Origin of the sequence: Tsukamurella sp. DT100 (assembly GCF_049844855.1) — a bacterium.
Classification (GTDB): Bacteria; Actinomycetota; Actinomycetes; order Mycobacteriales; family Mycobacteriaceae; genus Tsukamurella.
In genome coordinates this window covers 56,244-74,590 of the sequence record NZ_JBNCLV010000008.1, presented here as the reverse complement: position 1 = coordinate 74,590, position 18,347 = coordinate 56,244, and the positions used below count along the sequence as shown (strand labels likewise).

18 protein-coding genes are annotated in these 18,347 nt (G+C 70.6%); 10 read left to right on the top strand and 8 right to left on the bottom strand.

What is annotated here, in order from left to right; genetic code table 11:
• The first annotated feature begins 2 nt into the window (after positions 1 to 2).
• Entirely contained in the window at positions 3 to 467 is a 465-nt protein-coding gene (locus tag ACLQ3K_RS19025) for a nitroreductase/quinone reductase family protein (RefSeq protein ID WP_426001107.1), read from the top strand.
• Between the two features lie 16 nt (positions 468 to 483).
• Here the strand turns inward: ACLQ3K_RS19025 and ACLQ3K_RS19020 are convergent, their stop codons facing one another.
• Positions 484 to 1,080: a GNAT family N-acetyltransferase gene (locus tag ACLQ3K_RS19020; RefSeq protein WP_426001106.1), complete on the bottom strand. Its 597-nt coding sequence runs from the start codon at positions 1,078 to 1,080 to the stop codon at positions 484 to 486.
• The gene (locus ACLQ3K_RS19015) at positions 1,077 to 1,775 is read right to left on the bottom strand and encodes an NAD(P)-dependent oxidoreductase (protein WP_426001105.1); all 699 of its coding nucleotides are present in this window, start codon (positions 1,773 to 1,775) and stop codon (positions 1,077 to 1,079) included. Before ACLQ3K_RS19015 ends, ACLQ3K_RS19020 begins: the two co-directional genes overlap by 4 nt.
• An 86-nt stretch (positions 1,776 to 1,861) precedes the next feature.
• On the opposite strand from ACLQ3K_RS19015, the gene ACLQ3K_RS19010 reads away from it, so the two are divergent.
• On the top strand, positions 1,862 to 2,512 hold the full coding sequence (locus tag ACLQ3K_RS19010) for a TetR/AcrR family transcriptional regulator C-terminal domain-containing protein (RefSeq protein ID WP_426001104.1): 651 nt from the start codon (positions 1,862 to 1,864) through the stop codon (positions 2,510 to 2,512).
• Between the two features lie 59 nt (positions 2,513 to 2,571).
• The gene (locus tag ACLQ3K_RS19005; RefSeq protein ID WP_426001103.1) at positions 2,572 to 3,180 is read left to right on the top strand and encodes a SanA/YdcF family protein; all 609 of its coding nucleotides are present in this window, start codon (positions 2,572 to 2,574) and stop codon (positions 3,178 to 3,180) included.
• A gap of 78 nt (positions 3,181 to 3,258) precedes the next feature.
• Here the strand turns inward: ACLQ3K_RS19005 and ACLQ3K_RS19000 are convergent, their stop codons facing one another.
• The 5 genes from ACLQ3K_RS19000 to ACLQ3K_RS18980 form a co-directional block, all read right to left on the bottom strand.
• Positions 3,259 to 3,723, bottom strand: a complete 465-nt coding sequence (locus tag ACLQ3K_RS19000; RefSeq protein ID WP_426001102.1) for a hypothetical protein — start codon at positions 3,721 to 3,723, stop codon at positions 3,259 to 3,261.
• Positions 3,724 to 3,737: 14 nt separating this feature from the next.
• A complete protein-coding gene (gene ychF / locus ACLQ3K_RS18995; RefSeq protein WP_224645887.1) occupies positions 3,738 to 4,811 on the bottom strand; it encodes a redox-regulated ATPase YchF in 1,074 nt (357 codons plus the stop codon).
• 115 nt (positions 4,812 to 4,926) lie between these two features.
• A complete protein-coding gene (locus ACLQ3K_RS18990; protein ID WP_426001101.1) occupies positions 4,927 to 5,910 on the bottom strand; it encodes an ABC transporter substrate-binding protein in 984 nt (327 codons plus the stop codon).
• 50 nt (positions 5,911 to 5,960) lie between these two features.
• Complete coding sequence (locus ACLQ3K_RS18985) at positions 5,961 to 6,968, bottom strand: ABC transporter permease (protein ID WP_224645885.1); 1,008 nt, start codon at positions 6,966 to 6,968, stop codon at positions 5,961 to 5,963.
• Positions 6,968 to 8,515: a sugar ABC transporter ATP-binding protein gene (locus ACLQ3K_RS18980; protein ID WP_426001100.1), complete on the bottom strand. Its 1,548-nt coding sequence runs from the start codon at positions 8,513 to 8,515 to the stop codon at positions 6,968 to 6,970. The genes ACLQ3K_RS18985 and ACLQ3K_RS18980 overlap by 1 nt, the downstream gene beginning before the upstream one ends.
• A gap of 325 nt (positions 8,516 to 8,840) precedes the next feature.
• Between ACLQ3K_RS18980 and ACLQ3K_RS18975 the strand changes: the two genes are divergently transcribed.
• The 7 genes from ACLQ3K_RS18975 (at position 8,841) to ACLQ3K_RS18945 (ending at position 17,304) form a co-directional block, all read left to right on the top strand.
• Positions 8,841 to 11,111 carry a carbon starvation CstA family protein gene (locus ACLQ3K_RS18975; protein WP_426001099.1) on the top strand — a complete coding sequence of 757 codons (2,271 nt, stop codon included), beginning with the start codon at positions 8,841 to 8,843 and terminating at the stop codon, positions 11,109 to 11,111.
• On the top strand, positions 11,072 to 11,272 hold the full coding sequence (locus ACLQ3K_RS18970) for a YbdD/YjiX family protein (protein ID WP_224645882.1): 201 nt from the start codon (positions 11,072 to 11,074) through the stop codon (positions 11,270 to 11,272). Before ACLQ3K_RS18975 ends, ACLQ3K_RS18970 begins: the two co-directional genes overlap by 40 nt.
• Positions 11,273 to 11,339: 67 nt before the next feature.
• A complete protein-coding gene (locus tag ACLQ3K_RS18965; protein ID WP_426001098.1) occupies positions 11,340 to 12,812 on the top strand; it encodes an AlkA N-terminal domain-containing protein in 1,473 nt (490 codons plus the stop codon).
• Positions 12,809 to 13,318, top strand: a complete 510-nt coding sequence (locus ACLQ3K_RS18960) for a methylated-DNA--[protein]-cysteine S-methyltransferase (protein ID WP_426001097.1) — start codon at positions 12,809 to 12,811, stop codon at positions 13,316 to 13,318. Before ACLQ3K_RS18965 ends, ACLQ3K_RS18960 begins: the two co-directional genes overlap by 4 nt.
• Positions 13,315 to 14,523 carry an AI-2E family transporter gene (locus ACLQ3K_RS18955; protein ID WP_426001096.1) on the top strand — a complete coding sequence of 403 codons (1,209 nt, stop codon included), beginning with the start codon at positions 13,315 to 13,317 and terminating at the stop codon, positions 14,521 to 14,523. The genes ACLQ3K_RS18960 and ACLQ3K_RS18955 overlap by 4 nt, the downstream gene beginning before the upstream one ends.
• 32 nt (positions 14,524 to 14,555) lie before the next feature.
• Positions 14,556 to 15,641 (top strand): DNA recombination protein RmuC, encoded by a 1,086-nt coding sequence (locus tag ACLQ3K_RS18950; RefSeq protein WP_426001095.1) that lies wholly within the window; start codon positions 14,556 to 14,558, stop codon positions 15,639 to 15,641.
• Positions 15,642 to 15,657: 16 nt separating this feature from the next.
• Positions 15,658 to 17,304: a DUF6542 domain-containing protein gene (locus ACLQ3K_RS18945; RefSeq protein ID WP_426001094.1), complete on the top strand. Its 1,647-nt coding sequence runs from the start codon at positions 15,658 to 15,660 to the stop codon at positions 17,302 to 17,304.
• Between the two features lie 70 nt (positions 17,305 to 17,374).
• Here the strand turns inward: ACLQ3K_RS18945 and ACLQ3K_RS18940 are convergent, their stop codons facing one another.
• Complete coding sequence (locus tag ACLQ3K_RS18940; RefSeq protein ID WP_224645876.1) at positions 17,375 to 18,325, bottom strand: 4-hydroxy-3-methylbut-2-enyl diphosphate reductase; 951 nt, start codon at positions 18,323 to 18,325, stop codon at positions 17,375 to 17,377.
• Positions 18,326 to 18,347: the final 22 nt, after the last annotated feature.

Genomic DNA, 18,347 nt, shown 5'->3' with positions numbered 1-18,347 from the left:
ACATGAGCAGAAGCGCCGGAACCGCCAGCACCATGCCGCTCCAGGGCGTCATGAACGCCGTGATGCGCACGTTGCTCAAGGCTCCCGGAGTGTCCAAGTTCATCGGCGAGCGGCTGCTCACGCTGTACGTAGTGGGCCGGAAGTCGGGCAAGGTCTTCGAGGTGCCCGTCGCGTACACGAAGCACGACGGAAATCTCCTGGTCGGCTCCCCGTTCGCGTGGGGCAAGAACCTGCGCACGGACGACCCGATCGACATCCAGCTCGCGGGCCGCCGGAGGACCGCCGACGTGCGGGTGGTCTCGGACGAGGCGGGCGTGGTCGAGCTGTACGGCGTGATCGCGGCCGACAACAAGAACTTCGCCTCGTTCAACAACATCAGCTTCACCGCCGACGGCTCCCCCGCCCCCGACGACCTGCGCCGGGCGTTCGACGGCGGTGCGAGGGTCTTCATCCTCACCCCGCACTGACGCCGCACCCGCCGGCTCATCGCGGATCGCACCACATCGGCCACAGCGGCGGGGCGTCCGGGGCGGCGATGATCGGAGCGCCGAGATCGACGAATCCGTTCCGCCCGTACAGGCGGCGATTGTCCTCCGAGGACGCCTCCAGGTAGCACGGCAACCCGCGGGCGGCGGCGCGGCGCAAGCCCTCCGCGAGCATCTTCGCGCCGTTACCCTCTCCGCGCCGCGCCGGCAGGACCGCCATCGACGCGAGATGGATGTGCGGCTCGGCGGGCCGCACACTGTCCGTCGCCGCCTGCACCGCCCGCATCCGGCGCGCGAGCGGATCGTCGCCGGCGATTGCATCTTCCGGGCCGGACCGCGGATCCAGCCAGATCGAGACGCCCACGGCGCCCGCGCTCGGTACGACCGCCGTGGTGACGCCGCCCGTCGACATGGCCTCGGCGATCGCGGCGGCGAACATCTGCTCAAGGACAATCTCGCGGGCGGACTCGTCGGGATGCATCCAGCAGGTGAACGCGTCGTCCGCGAAGGCGGTCGCGCACACCTGCGCGATGGAAGCGATGTCGTCGTCGCCGGTCGCGGGACCGACGAGGAGCGCGTGGTCGCCGCTACTCATCGCCGACCCGCCAGCGCACTCGGGGGCTCGCAGCCTACGATGGCCGGCGCCGACCGGATCAGAGAGTCGTCGGTCAGCGCCTCGACCATGTACAGCGCGTAGTCGGCGCGACGCATGCGGTCACTCGCGAGGATCGGGTCGCCCACGTGCTCCCCCGCGATCGGGAGGCCCTGGCCCGGTCCCTCCTCGAGTGTGCTCGCCCGCACGAGGGTCCACGCCGCGTCACTCGCATAGATCCGTCGTGCCGCCTCGACCTGGTCGTCGATGTCCATGATCCGCAGAGCCCGCATCATCCTCGTCACCGCCGACTGCATCAGTACCGTTCGCTTCGAATACCGGTCCGCATCGTCGTACGGCACGTGCCAGCCGCACGAGAAGATCAGCCGGGCATCGGGTTCCGCGGCGTTGAGAACGGCCTGCGCCGTTCCCGAGGAGTAGCCGCGCACTCCCCACGGCACGAGGACCGTGAGCACGCCGTCGCATCCGGCGACGGCGCGACGGATCACGTCCGTGTCGTCGGTGTCGCCGGGTATCACCGTGATCCGGTCCGCGCGATCGGCGAGTTTGCCGAGGCTGCGCTCCCGGCAGACCCCGACCACCTGGTGGTCGCGACGCAGCGCCTCGTCGACCAGGTAGCGGCCGAGCTTCCCCGACGCGCCCACGACGCAGACCCGCCGAATCCCATGCTCCGTCATGACGTCTCCTTCTCGAGCTATGAAACTTACGATGTAAGTACGCTAGACTTACATGGTAAGTTTCCGCAAGACCCGAGAGGACCTTCGTGCGAAAGAACCGGCCACCGCTGACCCGGGCGCGTGTCGTCGGCGCCGCCGTCGCGCTGGCGGACGCGACAGGTCTCGCCGCCGCCACTATGCGTGCGGTGGCCGGCGCCCTCGATGTCGAGGCGATGTCGCTGTACAACCACGTGAAGAACCGGGAGGACCTCCTCGACTGCATGATCGACGCGGTCTTCGCCGAGATCTCGCTTCCCGCCGAATCCACGACGTGGCGCCCCGCACTGCGCGAGATCGCCGAGCAGACCCGGACCGCATTGCAGCGGCACCCCTGGGCGATCGGCATGCTCGATTCGCGGACCACTCCAGGGCCCGCGACGCTGCGCCGCCACGACTTCGTCCTCGGACTCCTGCTCGCCGCCGGCTTCTCCGCCGACACGGCGGTTCGAGCCGTCGCAGTGCTCGACAGCTACGTCTACGGCAGCGCACTCACCGAGAAGAGCCTTCCGCTCGGTGCGGATCGCACGATCGCCGACGCGGCCACAGAGCTCGCTTCGACGGTTTCCGAATCCGAATACCCGCACCTCGTCGAGGTCGCGCGTGTCCGGGCCGGCAGCCAGGGCGCCGATTCGTACGACAAGGAGTTCGCGTTCGGGCTCACCCTCCTCCTGGATGGCCTTCGTCCCGATTCGCCCTGACGACGGACCGGCGCGCCGACATCCGCGGCGGCGTCCGGGCGATCAGTACGCTCGGTCCAGTGTTCGCCATCCTGCGCCGCCTGATCCGCTACGCCGTGATCGCGGCCGTCCTGTCGATGGTCGCCTCGAGCGCGTGGGTGCAGTGGGAGAGCCGCTCGCGCATCCAGCAGGATGCGTCCCGGCCGTGGGTGGTCGTGCTGGGCGACCGCGTGCACGACGGCGAGCCGTCGGTGTACCTCCGGGAGCGACTCGACACCGCGCTGACCGTCCTGCGTGAGAACCGCGCGCAGCGCGTCCTCGTCTCCGGACACGCGGCGTCGACGAAGGGCGACGAGGTGGCCGCGATGCGGAAGTACCTGGAGGAGCGCGGCGTCGCGGCCGGCACGATCACCGACGACCGCTTCGGCGTGACGACCTACAACACCTGCGCCCGCGCCAGGACCGTGTTCGGGATCGACCAGGCGATCCTGGTGACGCAGGACTTCCACCTGCGCCGCGCCGTCGCGCTCTGCCAAGCGCAGGGCATCGACGCCGTGGGGGTCGAGGCGGATTCCGACGCCGGGGTCTACCTGACGGTGCGGAACTGGGTCCGCGAGGTCACGCTGTCGCGCCCGAAGGCCGCGCTCGACGCCCTCCGCGACCCCGGTCCCGTGACGCGCGATCGGTGAGCGTGGCAGGCGGGCACGCCTTGCCCAACCCGGCGGGACGGGGCGGCCAGCGAACGTCCCAAACGGAGCCGAGCCGGATCACGACTTTCGGCGCCAGCGGGCCGTCAATGCTTTCCAGATACTCGGCCCCTCGGCGCGATATCTCCCCGACCTGCGCTCGAGCGAAGGATCGTGAGCCCAACATCGCCCTGCGTCAATCGCAGACCAGGTTCGCCCGCGATCGTCACGAATCCGCACGGTCACCGTGTACTGCCAGAACCGGCCGTCGACCGGATCCGGTGTGAATCGCAGGGCGAGAGCCACGCTGTCCACCCACTCGCCCGGGATGCGGCGAGCGGATAGCTGGCGGACGAACTGCTCGCCGTACTTCCGTGCGAGCGGATCAGCGTGGGTATCGGCTCGCAGGTCGAGATCGACTCCCGACGGGCCCGCTTCACGACAGAGAACGCCGATGCCCCACCAGCCCGCGATGTCGTTGTTCCGGCTACCGAAACTGGTGGCGATCCCTCGGCACACGTCTTCGAGCTCGCGGCGCCGGGGCATCGGGACGTCCCGACCTACACGTTGAAGCGGAACTCGACCACGTCACCGTCGGACATGACGTAGTCCTTGCCCTCCATGCGGACCTTGCCGGCGGCTTTCGCGGCGGCCATGGTGCCGTTGGCGTCGAGGTCGGCGAAGGAGACGATCTCGGCCTTGATGAAGCCCTTCTCGAAGTCGGTGTGGATCACGCCGGCGGCCTTGGGGGCGGTGTCGCCCTTGCGGATCGTCCAGGCGCGCGACTCCTTGGGGCCGGCGGTGAGGTAGGTCTGCAGGCCCAGGGTGTGGAAGCCGGCGCGGGCGAGCGAGTCGAGGCCCGGCTCGTCCTGGCCGATGGACTCCAGCATCTCGGCCTGGTCCTCGGGGTCGAGCTCCAGCAGCTCGGACTCGATCTTGGCGTCGAGGAAGACGGCGTCAGCCGGGGCGACGGCGGCGACGAGCTCCTCGCGGCGCGCGGCGTCGGTGAGCACGCCCTCGTCGGCGTTGAAGACGTACAGGAAGGGCTTCGCGGTCATCAGGTGCAGCTCGCGGACCGGCGCGGTGTCGAAGCCGGCGCCGAACAGGGTCTTGCCGTCGGTCAGGATCGCCTCCGCGGCCTTCACGGCCTCGAGCGTCTCGACGAGCTCCTTGTTCTTGCGCGCGTCCTTCTCGAGCCGGGGCAGGGCCTTCTCGATGGTCTGCAGGTCGGCGAGGATCAGCTCGGTCGCGACGGTCTCGATGTCGGCGAGCGGGTCGACCTTGCCTGCCACGTGCACGACGTCCTCGTCGGAGAAGACGCGCACCACCTGGCAGATCGCGTCGGCCTCGCGGATGTTGGAGAGGAACTGGTTGCCCATGCCCTCGCCCTCGGAGGCGCCCTTGACGATGCCGGCGATATCGACGAAGGACACGGTGGCGGGCAGGATGCGCTCCGAGCCGAAGATCTCGGCCAGGCGGTTCAGACGCGGGTCCGGCAGGTTCACCACGCCGACGTTCGGCTCGATGGTGGCGAACGGGTAGTTCGCCGCCTCCACCTCACTGTTGGTGAGGGCGTTGAACAGGGTGGACTTGCCGACGTTGGGCAGTCCGACGATTCCGAGGGTAAGGCTCACGGGGCCTCATTCTACGTGGTCGCGCGTGCGCCCCCGACGGTGCGGGAGGTGCACTTCCCGACGGTGCAGGCCGCCCTCACCCAGGTCCGGCCCGCACCGTCGGAAAGCCCGTCGGTCAGCGGTAGAGGCTGCCCGCGATCTTGGGGTCGTCGACGTTGGTCTTGTCGTACCAGTAGAAGCCGGTGTCGATGGTCTTGGGCAGCGACTCGCCCTTGATCGCCTTCACCGCCGCCGCGACGGTCTCGCGGCCGATGCCCACCGGGTTCTGGGTGATGGCGCCGGCCATCAGGCCCGAGCGGATCGCGTCGATCTGCGCCGCGCCCGAGTCGAAGCCGATGATCTTGATCGCCGGCTTGTTCGCGCGCTGCGCCGCGTGGACGATGCCGGTGGCCGCGCCCTCGTTGGTGCCGTACAGGCCCGCCAGGTTCGGGTACGCCTGCATCATCGTGGCCGCGAGGTCGGCCGCCTTGGCCGGGTCGCCGCCGTACTGCACGTCGACGATGCGCACGCCGGGCGCATTGGCCTTGATCCACTCCGTGAAGCCGTCCCGCCGATCCACACCGGTCTTCGACGTCTGATCATGTGCGATGACGCCGATCTCGCCCTTGCCGCCGATCAGGTCGACCATGCGCTTCGCGGCCTCGGCCGCCGCCGCCTTGTTGTCGGTCGACGCGGTGGTGACGGGGATGTCGCTGTCGACGCCGGAGTCGAAGGCGACGACCGGGATGCCCTTGTCCTTGGCCTGCTGCAGGATCGGCGCGACCGCGGCCGAATCGAGCGCGGCGATCGCGATCGCCGACGGGTTGCGGTCGAGCGCGGTCTGCAGGAGCTGCACCTGCTTCTCGACCTGCGTCTCGTTGTCGGGGCCCTCGAAGGTGATGGTCTTACCGAGTTCCTTCGCGGACTCCTCGGCGCCCTTGTTGACGGCCTTCCAGAACTGGTGCTGGTAGCCCTTGGAGATGATGGCGATCTGCCCGTCGCCACCCGACGAGCCGCCGCTGGAGCACGCGGTCGCGGTGGTGACCATCGCGACCGCGGCGACGGTGACGGTCGTCGCCCGGAAGATGCGCCGCAGGGGCGTCGAAGCCTTGGTGAACACGCGTTTCTCCTTGGTTGGGTGGGAGGTGGTTACCGACGGGCGTCGGTGACTCAGGGTCGTTTGCGGACGATGTCGATGTAGACGGCGACGAGGATCACCACGCCGACCGCGATGGACTGCCATTCCTGCGGGATCGACATGATCCGCAGGCCGTTCGTGAGCACGCTCATGATGAGGATGCCGATCACCGTGCCGGTGATGGTGCCGCGGCCGCCGGCGAGCGACGTGCCGCCGATGACCACCGCGGCGATCGCCTCGAGCTCCAGCCCCTGGCCGCCGGTGGGCTGGGCGGAGTTCAGGCGCGCGGCGGCGAGCACGCCGGCCAGGCCGACGAAGACGCCGGAGAAGGTGTAGACGATGACCTTCCAGTTCTTGACGTTCACGCCGGAGAGCCGGGTCGCTTCCTCGTTGCTACCGATCGCGTAGGCGTAGCGGCCCAGCTTCGTCTTCGCGAGCACGATGCCGGCGATCACCGCCATGAGCGCGAGCAGCACCACGCTGAAGGGGATGCGGGCGCCCGGCACGAGGGACTTGTTGGCGATGGCGCTGAACCCCTCGACCGAGGTGAACCGGATCGGCTCGGTGCCCGAGATCACCAGCGACGCACCGATCGTCACCAGCATCATGGCGAGCGTGGCGATGAAGGGCGGTATCCCGAGGTACGCAACGACGAGGCCGTTGACGAGGCCGACGAAGGCGCCGAACAGGACGCCGCCGATCACGCCCACCCAGAGCGGAAGGTTCCAGTGCACCAGGAAGACGCCGGTCATGATGCCCGACAGGATCATCGCCGTGCCGATCGACAGATCGATGCCGCCCGTGATGATCACGATGGTGGTGCCGAGGGCGAGCAGGCCGATCGTCACCGAAGCGACGAGGATGCCCGTGAGGTTGCTGGCGGTCAGGAAGTTCGGGCTCGCGAACGAGAAGAAGATCACGATCACGATCAGGCTGACGAAGGCCAGGAACTGCTGCATCTGCCCCCTGATCCAGGAGGTCAGCGCGAAGCCGCCGGCGGCGCCGCTGTCGGGCGTGGGAGGCGCGGTGGTCGCGGTCATCACTTCACCGCCGTCTCGTGGAAGCGGGTGGCGTTCTCCATGATCGTCTCCTGGGTTGCTTCGTCGCTGTCGAGAATGGTGGCGAGGCGCCCCTCCCCCATCACCGCGATGCGGTGGGAGAGGCGCAGCACCTCGGGCAGGTCACTGGAGATCACCATGATCGCCTTCCCCGACGCCGCCAGTTGTTCGAGGAGCCGGTAGATCTCGTCCTTGGCGCCGACGTCGATGCCGCGGGTGGGCTCGTCCACGATGAGGATGTCGCAGTCGCGGGCCAGCCACTTGCCGATGATGACCTTCTGCTGATTGCCGCCCGACAGGTTGCGCACGGCCTGCCGGATCGACGGCGTCTTGACCCGCAACCGGGACACCATGTCGGTGGCGAGGGTGTTGAGCTCGCCGTCGCGGATCACGCCGAACCGCGAATGGGCGTCGAGGGACGACAGCGCGATGTTGTCGCGCACCGTCTGGTCGACGACGGCGCCGAATCGTTTGCGGTCCTCCGAGAGGTAGCCGATGCCGAGGGCGGCCGCGGTCGCCGGGGAGTCGATCGTGCGCTCGGTGCCGTTCACCTCGATCCGGCCCGCGGTGATCGGGTCTGCGCCGATGATCGCGCGGGCCAGCTCGGTGCGGCCGGCGCCCATGAGCCCGGCGAAACCGAGGATCTCGCCGCGGTGCAGCTCGAACGAGATGTCGTGCAGCGGATGCCGACTGCTCAGTCCGTCGACCTTGAGGACCACCTCGCCGGGCGTCTCCGGCACCGTCGGGCGCTGCTCGTCGGCGACCTCGCGGCCGACCATCATCTCGATGATCTCGCGCATCGGCGTCCTCGCCGTGGGGCGCTGGCCCACGTACGTGCCGTCCCGCAGCACGACGATGCGGTCGGAGATGCGGGGCAGTTCGTCCATGCGGTGCGAGATGTAGACGACGCCGGTCTCGTCCGTGACGAAGCGTCCGATCAGATCGAACAGGGTCTGCACCTCGGCGTCGTTGAGGGCGGCAGTCGGCTCGTCGAGGATCAGCAGCCGTGCGTTCTCCGAGAGCGCGCGGGCGATCTCGACCATCTGCTGCTTGCCCACGGTCAGGTCCCGGACACGCGCGTTGGGATCGATGACCATGCCGAGCCGTTCGAGCAGGGCGGCGGTGCTGCGGACGGCGCCGCGGCCGTCGACGACGCCGAAGCGCGTGCGTTCCCGCCCCAGGGTGATGTTCTGCGCCACAGTGAGATCCGGGACCAGCCCCAGCTCCTGGTGGATGATGCTCACGCCGAGCGACTGCGCCTGCCCGGGCGAGGTCAGCTGCACCGGCGCACCGTCGATCTCGATGGTGCCCTCGTCGGGCGATTCGACCCCGCTGAGCAGCTTCATGAGGGTCGACTTGCCGGCGCCGTTCTCGCCGACGAGCGCGATCCGCTCCCCCGGATACACCTCGAGGTCGACGTGATCGAGCGCGACGACGCCGGGGAAGCGCTTGGTCACGCCGCTCATGCGGATCAGCGGGACGCGTGCGGCCGATGCGCCCGGCCCCTGCGACGTCGCTTCCACGCTCATGCACTCACCGCCCGATCCGGCGCCGACAGGCGGCGTCCTTGGTCCTTCGGTCAGGGTGGACAAGCGACCACCCTGTGTGCTGAGTCACATTAGACATCGGATGTTTGCATGTCAATAGTCGACGCACCGGCACGAAACGCGACGAAATCGCCAGCGCAGACGCAAACACATCAGATGTTCTCGTGTCATTGCTCGTCGGACCGCGCGCCGACGCCACCCACCGCCCGCCCGCACCAACGCGAGCGATTCCGCGACGCCCGCGCCACCCGGATGAAACGATGATCCCTGCGAACCACCACCGTGGCGTAGACATCCAGGAGGCCTCGTGTCAGCTCCCACCGCTCCGTCGACCACGGAGACCGACGGCGACATCACCTACGTCCGGACGGACCCGGACCTGCCACCCGTCGCCGTGATCGATCGCAGCCCGATCACCACCAAGCACAAGGTGATCTTCGGCGTGATCGCACTCATCGGCGCCGGCGCGTGGGCGATGATCGCCCTCGCCCGCGGCGAATCCGTGAACGCCGTGTGGTTCGTGCTCGCCGCGATCTGCACCTACGTCGTCGGTTACCGCTTCTACGCCCGCCTCATCGAACTCAAGGTGGTCCGCCCGCGCGACGACCACGCCACGCCCGCGGAGGTGCTGGAGAACGGCACCGACTACCTGCCCACCGACCGGCGCGTGCTGTTCGGGCACCACTTCGCCGCGATCGCCGGCGCCGGGCCGCTCGTGGGCCCCGTACTCGCCGCGCAGATGGGCTACCTCCCGGGCACCATCTGGATCATCGTCGGCGCGCTGGTCGCCGGCTGCGTCCAGGACTACCTCGTGCTGTGGGTCGCGACCCGCCGACGCGGCCGCTCCCTCGGCCAGATGATCCGCGACGAGCTCGGCCCCGTCGGCGGCGCGGCCGCGATCATCGGCATCGCGGCGATCATGACCATCCTCATCGCGGTGCTCGCGCTCGTCGTGGTGCAGGCGCTGGGCCACAGCCCGTGGGGCGTCTTCTCCATCGCCGCGACCATCCCCATCGCCCTGTTCATGGGCGTCTACCTCCGCTTCCTCCGCCCCGGCCGGGTCTCGGAGGTCTCGCTCATCGGCTGCGTGCTGCTGCTCGCCGCGGTGATCGGCGGCCGCTACGTGGGCGAGAGCAGCTGGGGCAAGGACCTGTTCACGCTCACCCCGGTCCAGCTGAGCTGGGCGATCATCATCTACGGCTTCGCCGCCTCCGTGCTCCCGGTGTGGCTGCTGCTCGCGCCGCGCGACTACCTCTCGACCTTCATGAAGGTCGGCACCATCGTGCTGCTGGCCATCGGCATCCTCATCGCCCGCCCGCTCATGGAGGCGCCCGCCGTCTCCGATTTCGCGACCCGCGGCGACGGTCCGGTCTTCGCCGGCTCCCTGTTCCCATTCCTGTTCATCACCATCGCGTGCGGCGCCCTCTCCGGCTTCCATTCCCTGGTGAGCTCCGGCACCACGCCGAAGCTGCTGGAGAAGGAGGGGCAGATGCGGCTGATCGGCTACGGCGGCATGCTCACCGAGTCCTTCGTCGCGATCATGGCGCTGATCACCGCGTCGATCATCAACCAGCACTTCTACTTCGCGATGAACGCGCCGATCGCCAAGACGGGCGGCACCGCGGAGACCGCCGCCACCTACGTCAATTCGCTGGGCCTGAGCGGCGATCCGGTCACCGGCCAGCAACTGTCGCAAGCGGCGAAGGACGTCGGCGAGGAGTCCATCGTCTCCCGCACGGGCGGCGCCCCGACGCTGGCCTTCGGCATGTCAGAGGTGCTGCACCAGGTGTTCGGCGGCTCGTCGATGAAGTCCTTCTGGTACCACTTCGCGATCATGTTCGAGGCGCTGTTCATCCTCACCACGGTCGATGCCGGCACCCGCGTCGCCCGGTTCCTCGTCTCGGACGCCCTGAGCAACCTGGGCGGCCCCTTCCAGCGGCTGAAGGACCCGAGCTGGCGCGTCGGCGCGTGGGTCGCGTCGCTGCTCGTCGTGGCCGCATGGGGCAGCATCCTGCTCATGGGCGTGACCGATCCACTGGGCGGCATCAACACGCTCTTCCCGCTGTTCGGCATCGCCAACCAGCTGCTCGCCGCCATGGCGCTCACGGTGGTCGTCGTGGTGGTGGTCAAGAAGGGCTACTACAAGTGGGTCTGGATACCCGCGATCCCGCTCGTCTGGGACCTCATCGTGACCATGACCGCCTCCTGGCAGAAGATCTTCAGCTCCGACCCGGCGGTCGGCTACTGGAAGCAGCACAGCAACTTCAAGGCCGCCGCCGAGGCCGGCAAGTCGTCGTTCGGCTCCGCCAAGACGCCGGAGGCCATCGACGCGGTGGTGCGCAACACCTTCATCCAGGGCACGCTGTCGATCGTCTTCGCGCTCATGGTGCTCGTCGTCGTGATCATGGGCGTGTGGACCGTCTACCGCACGGTCTCCGGGAACGGCCGCCCGCTCACCGAGGAGGAACCGGTGCCCAGCAAGCTGTTCGCGCCGAGCGGCCTCATCCCCACCGCCGCCGAGAGGAAGGTGCAGGAGCAATGGGACGCCCAGGGAGTGACTCGATCATCCGGGCACTGAAGGCGGTCCGCTGGTACGTGGGCTCGGTCATGGGCGACAACCACTACCAGCGGTACGTCGAGCACCGTCGCGCGACGCATCCGGGCGAGCCCGTGATGACGGAGCGCGAGTACTGGAAGGCGCGCCACGACGGCGCGACGGTGCAGGCCCGCTGCTGCTGAGCCCACCGCCACGGTGATGTCCGAAAGCCGCTAGCGCGGTCGCCTGTGCAATGCCAGAGTCGAAGGCGTGACCACCAGCTCACCCCACCTCGACTTCGACCGGTGCTACCGGGCGATCGCCGGGCGCGATCCCCGGTTCGACGGCCAGTTCTACACCGCCGTCGCCACCACCGGTATCTACTGCCGCCCGTCGTGCCCCGCGACCTCCCCCAAGGCCGCGAACGTGAGCTTCCACCTCACGGCCGCCGCGGCGCAGGCCGCGGGCTACCGGGCGTGCCGGCGCTGCCTTCCCGACGCCGTACCCGGCTCGCCCCGGTGGAACCTCGAATCCGACCTCGCCGCGCGGGCCATGCGCCTCATCGCCGACGGGGTGGTCGACCGGTCCGGGGTGACGGGCCTGGCGGAGCGGCTCGGCTACAGCTCGCGACAGCTCACCCGGGTCCTCACCGCGGAACTCGGCGCCGGCCCACTGGCACTCGCGCGGGCGCACCGCGCCACCACCGCGCGGATCCTCATCACCGGCACGACGCTGCCCTTCTCCGACATCGCCTTCGCCGCCGGCTTCACGTCGATCCGCCAGTTCAACGACACGATCCGCGAGGTCTTCGCACGGACCCCGTCGGAGCTGCGGACGCAGCGCGGCCCCGACCCGGCGGCCCCGTCGACCGGGGAGCTGAGCCTGCGCCTCGCGCTGCGCGGCCCCTACGCCACCGGCTGGGTGCGGTGGTTCCTCGCCGCGCACGCCGTCGCGGGCCTCGAGCACGCCGACGGTGACCGCTACACCCGCGTCCTGAGCCTGCCGGGCGGGAACGGGATCGCCGGCATCGATCTGGGGCCCGCCCCGGACGGGTACGTCCGCGCCACTCTCTCGCTCGCCGCGATGAGCGACCTGTCGACCGCAGTCGCGCGGCTGCGGCACCTGCTGGACCTGGACGCCGACCCCACCGCCGTGGACGAGGCGCTGGCCGCCGATCCGCAGCTGGCGCCGCTCGTCGCCGCGACGCCGGGCATCCGGCTGTTCGGCACCGTCGACCCGGCGGAGCTACTGCTGCGCACCATGATCGGGCAGCAGATCTCCATCGCGGCGGCCGCCACGCACCAGGCCCGGCTCGTCGAGGCGCTCGGGGCGGAGGTCGACGACCCGTCGGGCAGGGTGCGGCGCGCCTTCCCCACCCCGGCCGCCGTCGCCGAGCGGGGCGGCGAGGTGCTCACCGGCCCGCGAACCCGGATCGCCGCGATCCTCGGCGTCGCGACCGAGCTGGCCGAGGGGCGGCTCGTGCTGCACGGCGGCATGCCCCGCGAGGAGGCGCGCGCGGAGCTGCTGCGGCTCAAGGGAGTCGGGCCGTGGACCGCCGACTACGTGGCGATGCGCCTGCTCGCCGACCCCGATACCCTCCTCGCGTCCGACCTCGTGGTCGCGAAGGGCGCGGAAGCCCTCGGGCTCGACATCACCGAGAACCGGTGGAGCCCGTGGGGCAGCTACGTCTCCCTGCACCTGTGGAACCACTCGCTCACCACCGACCGGAGGATCACGCCGTGACCGCCCACTTCGCCACCGTCGCCACGCCCGCCGGGCCCTTCACCGCCGTCGTCGACGCCGACGGGGCCGTCCTCGCCTCGGGCTGGACCGCGGACCCCGGCGACCTGCTGCCCGTCATCCACACCGCGCTACGCCCCACCGCCGTCGACGAGCGCGCCGAGCTCGGCCCCGTCACCCGGGCCGTCGCGGCCTTCCACGCCGGCGAGGTGACCGCGATCGACGACATCGTCGTGCGCCAGCGCTCCGGCGCCTTCATCGAGCACGCCTGGGACGTGCTGCGCACCGTCGAACCCGGAAAGCCCGTGACGTACACGGAGTACGCCGACCTGTCCGGGCGCCCGGCGGCGGTCCGTGCCGCGGCGATGGCCTGCGCGCGCAACGCGGCGGCGCTGTTCGTGCCCTGCCACCGGGTACTGCGGCTGGACGGCTCCCTCGGCGGATTCCGGTGGGGACTCGCCGTGAAGGAGTGGCTGTTGGACCACGAGGCACATACGATCGCGACGTGAGCGAAGAGACGACGACCCCGCCGCCGGGCAAGAAGACCCGCAGCGAGGTCTACGGCGAGGCCGGCCGCTGGCTGGCCACCTGGAGCTGGCGGACGGTCGCGGTCGCGGCGATGCTGTTCGTACTCAGCTGGATCATCGGCGAGTTCTGGACGATCCTGCTGCCCGTGCTGCTGGCGATCCTGCTGTGCACCGTGCTGTGGCCGCCCGTGCGCTGGCTGCGCAGCAAGGGCCTGCCGCCCGCGCTCGCCACCGCGCTCGTCCTGCTGCTCTCCCTGGGCCTCCTCGGCGGCGTCATCGGCGCCATCGCGCCGTCCATCGGCGGCCAGTCCAAGGAGATCGCCGACCGCGCCGTCGAGGGCGTCGGCAAGGTGCAGAAGTGGGCGCAGGGCCCGCCGCTGAACCTGCAGGACGAGCAGATCAGCAAGTTCGTCACGTCGATCACCAAGAAGCTGCAGGAGAGCGCCGAGACCATCGCGTCGGGCGTCTTCACCGGCGTCAGCGCCGCCGGCTCGTTCGTGGTGGCGATCGTGATGGTCGCGATGCTGACGTTCTTCTTCCTCAAGGACGGCGACAAGTTCATGCCGTGGCTGCGGCGCCACTCCGGCACGCCCGTCTCGGAGCACTTCGCCGAACTGCTCAGCCGCATCTGGACCACCCTGGGCGGCTTCATCCGCACGCAGGCGCTGGTCAGCTTCATCGACGCCCTGTTCATCGGCCTCGGCCTGGTGATCCTGCAGGTGCCCCTGGCCGGGGCGCTGGCCGTGATCACCTTCCTCGGCGGCTTCATCCCCATCGTCGGTGCCTTCGTCGCCGGCGCGCTGGCGGTGGTCGTGGCGCTGGTGACCAACGGTCCCGGTACCGCCCTGGCCGTCCTCGCCGTGGTGATCGCCGTGCAGCAGCTCGAGGGCAACGTCCTCTCCCCGATCCTGCAGTCCCGCTCGATGGAGCTGCACCCCGCGATCGTGCTGCTCGCCATCGCCTTCGGCAGCACCCAGTTCGGCATCATCGGCGCCTTCCTCGCGGTGCCCGTCGCCGCGGCCATCGCGGTGCTGTTCCGGTACCTCGGCGAGCTCGTCGACGAACAGACCGGCGAGACGCCACCGCCCGAGGAGGAACCGAAGCCCAGCTTCTGGGACAAGTTCCGGCGCAAGCCCGCAGCACCGGCGGCGGACCCGGCGAAGGACGCCCCGGCCGAGACGGCCTGAAACTTGTCAGTGGGGGCGTCCATGCTGACGGCATGGACCTCTCGCATCTGATCGTCGCGCTGCTGGCGCTGCTGGTCGGCGGTGCCGTGGGGATCATCCTGGCCCGGTCCCTGCCCGCGCCGCCCGGCCGGTCCGACGGTGCCGGGCCCGCCCCCGACGCGGTGGCCGGGCCGGTGAACGCGCTGCTCGCTCCCCTGCGGCAGACCCTGGATTCGCTGGGCCACGAGTTCGCCGTGGCCGAGCGCAGCCGCGTCGCAGCGTTCGCGGGGCTGCGGGAGCAGATCGGCACCGTCGCGCGCACGAGCGAGGCCCTGCGCGCCGAGACCGCGACGCTGCGCTCCGCGATGAAGTCGTCCACGGTGCGCGGCCGCTGGGGCGAGTTGCAGCTGGAACGGGTGGTGGAGCTGGCCGGGCTGAGCCGGCACTGCGACTTCTCCACCCAGGTGGGCGGCACGGTCGGTGACGCGCGGGTCCGGCCCGACGTCGTGGTGCACCTCGCAGGCGGACGCGATCTGGCGGTCGACGCGAAGGTGCCGCTGGACGCGTACCTGCAGCTGCTCGAGGCGCCGCCGGCGGAGCACGCCGCCCTGCTCTCCGACCACGCCCGCCGGTTCCGCTCCCACGTCGTGCAGCTGGCGGGCAAGCGGTACTGGGAGGCCGTCGGCTCGCCGGAGCTCGTGGTGATGTTCGTGCCCGCCGAGGCCTTCCTCGACGCCGCGCTGCAGGCCGACCCCGAGCTGCTCGAATTCGCCCTCGACCGGAATGTGGTGCTCGCCACACCGACCACCCTCGTCGCGATGCTCCGCGCCGTCGCGCTGAGCTGGCGGCAACACGCCCTCGGCGAGGATGCGGCGCGGATCCAGGCCCTCGGCCGCGAACTGAACGAGCGATTCGACGTTCTGAACAGCCACTTCTCCTCACTGGGTACGGCGTTGGGCAGGACCGTCGAGGCGTTCAACGCCACCGTCGGCTCGTACAACTCGCGGGTGGGCGTCACCGCCCGCCGTCTGGCCGATCTGGATTCCATGCCCGACGGTGCGCGCGACGATCCGCTGGAGCTCGACCGCGCGCCGCGGGCCGTCCCCACGGCGGCAGATTCTCGGTTCTCACAGCCTTAACCGGTACGGTTCACCTGTGTCGAAGTTCCCACCGTCCCGCTCCCAGGTGCCCGTCGACGAGCGTTCCGTGCTCGCGACGGTGCCCGGACTGCCGTGGTGGGGCGCCGTCCTGACCATGCTGGTCTTCACCGGGGCGGGCGCCCTCGCCTCGGGGGAGTTCGCGGGCGCGAACGCCGGCGTGCTCGCGATGTCGGTCGGCGCGGTCGTCGCCGTGCTCGCCGTGCGCAACCGCGCGCTGTTTACCGCGATGGTGCAGCCCCCGCTCATCATCGCCACCGCGATCCCGCTGTACCGCTGGTTCTCCCTCCCCAGCCCGCGCAAGACCAGCCAGATCCTCACCGACGTGCTGTTCCCCATGATCTCGCTGTTCCCGTGGATGTTCTGGACCACCGTGATCGTGCTGGTCATCGGCGGCGCGCGCCTGCTGCAGTACCGCTCGCTCACCGCGAACGCCCGCAGCGCACAGCGCGGCGGAGCGACGTCGGGGACGAAGGCCTCGCTCGCCAAGGCCGGCGCCAAGGCGGGCGCCAAAGTCGGATCCAAGGCCGGTGCGGCGAAGCCGGAGACGGCGAAGCCCGCCCTCGCCGGCGCTGCGAAGCCCGCGGCAGGCGCTGGAGCCACGGGTGCCGCGGCCGGCGGGAAACGGCCCGCCGAGTCCGCCGGGCTGCCACTGGGCGAGCGGATCCGAGCGGCGTTCACCCGCCTGCGCCCCGCGCCCGCCGCGGGCGCGGTGGGCGCCGCTGCCCTCGTCGGCGACGGCGCCGACCGCTCCGAGCGGCACCAGAGCCGCTCCGCCGAGCACCGCTCGAGCCGCGCCGTCCGGGACCGGGCGGATCGGGCCGACCGTCGCGAACCCGCCGAGGCCGACGCCGCGGTCCGGGGCCGCAGCTCGGCCGCGCGCCGCGAGGACCCGCGGCGGGACCTCCGCCGCGACGAGGTGCGGCGCGACGAACAGCGCCGGGACTCGGCAGCGCGCCTCGCGCGGACCCGCGAGGAGATCGCCGCGCGCGACGCCGGAGCACCCGCGACCCAGATCAACCGTGTCATCCGGCCCGACTCGGGGCAGATCCCGCGACCGCCGATGCCGAGGCGTCCCGGCGAGGACGACCGTCGGGCGGTACCGCGCGGCGCCCGGCCCCGCCCCGCCGTCGCGCAGGGCGACCGGCCGCGGCCCGGGATCCACGACTCACGGGAACTGCGGCACGACGACGAGCGTCGCCGGATCGGTGAGCCCCAGCCCCGGTGGCGCACTCCGCGGGGTCCTGAGGGACGCCCGGACGCCCCCGCCGCGCGCGCGGCGGCCCCCGCCGACTCGCGCGACTACCGGCGCGAGGCCGGCGACATCGACCGCGCCCGCGGCGTGGACCCCGCGGCGCCCCGCGCCGGGCGGGAGCGCTCGCAGATCCCGCGCGACGACTTCGCCTCGCTCCCCCGCATCTCCGGCAGCCGCGCCGCGCAGCCCGACCTCCCCAGCCTGACCGGCGAGGAGCGGACCGCGCGCCGGGGCGAGACACCGTCGAACCCGGGACGCTACGAGCACTACCGGCCCCCGCGCTACCGTCCGCAGAGCGAGGACTCGGCGGTGGAGACCAACTTCCGGGACGACTTCACGGAGCCCGCCGACGAGCCCCGGCAGATCCGCCGGCACCGCTACAAGGACTGACTCCTCCCACAGCACGCGAAAGGGCGCGCCACCGGATCCGGTGGCGCGCCCTTCGTCGTCGCGGGTGCGGTCAGGCCTTGGCGCGGGGACGCAGTTCGCGCGGAAGCGCGAAGACCAGCGTCTCGTTCGCAGTGGTGACAGCCTTGACGTCGTGGAAGCCCTCGCCGTCCAGATACTCGACGACGCCCTTGACCAGGATCTCGGGCACCGACGCGCCGGAGGTGATGCCGACCGTCTCCACGCCGTCGAGCCAGGCGGGATCGATCTCGCGGGCGAAGTCGATGAGGTACGCGGCGCGGGCGCCGGCCTGCAGCGCCACCTCTACCAGTCGCACCGAGTTCGACGAGTTCCGCGAGCCCACGACGATCACCAGATCGCACTCCGGGGCCATCGCCTTCACCGCGACCTGCCGGTTCTGGGTGGCGTAGCAGATGTCGTCGCTCGGCGGATCCTGCAGCTTGGGGAACTTCTCCCGCAGGCGACGGACCGTCTCCATGGTCTCGTCGACCGAGAGCGTGGTCTGCGAGAGCCACACCAGCTTGTCCTCGTCGCGGACGGTGACGTTGTCGACCGCGTCCGGGCCGTCGACCAGCTGCACGTGCTCCGGCGCCTCGCCGGCGGTGCCCTCGACCTCCTCGTGCCCCTCGTGGCCGATGAGCAGGATGTCGAAATCGTCGCGGGCGAAGCGCTTGGCCTCCTGGTGCACCTTGGTGACCAGCGGGCACGTCGCGTCGATGGTGCGCAGGCTGCGCTGCGCGGCGCCCTCGTGCACCGCGGGCGAGACGCCGTGCGCGGAGAACACCAGGAGCGAGCCCTCGGGCACCTCGTCGGTCTCGTCGACGAAGATCACGCCCTTGTCCTGCAGCGTCTCCACGACGTGCCGGTTGTGCACGATCTCCTTGCGCACGTACACCGGGGCGCCGTGCTTCTCGAGGGCCTTCTCGACCGTTTCCACCGCACGGTCGACGCCCGCGCAGTAGCCACGCGGCTCGGCCAGCAGGACACGCTTGCCAGAACTCATGCCTCCAGGCTACGGCACCTGA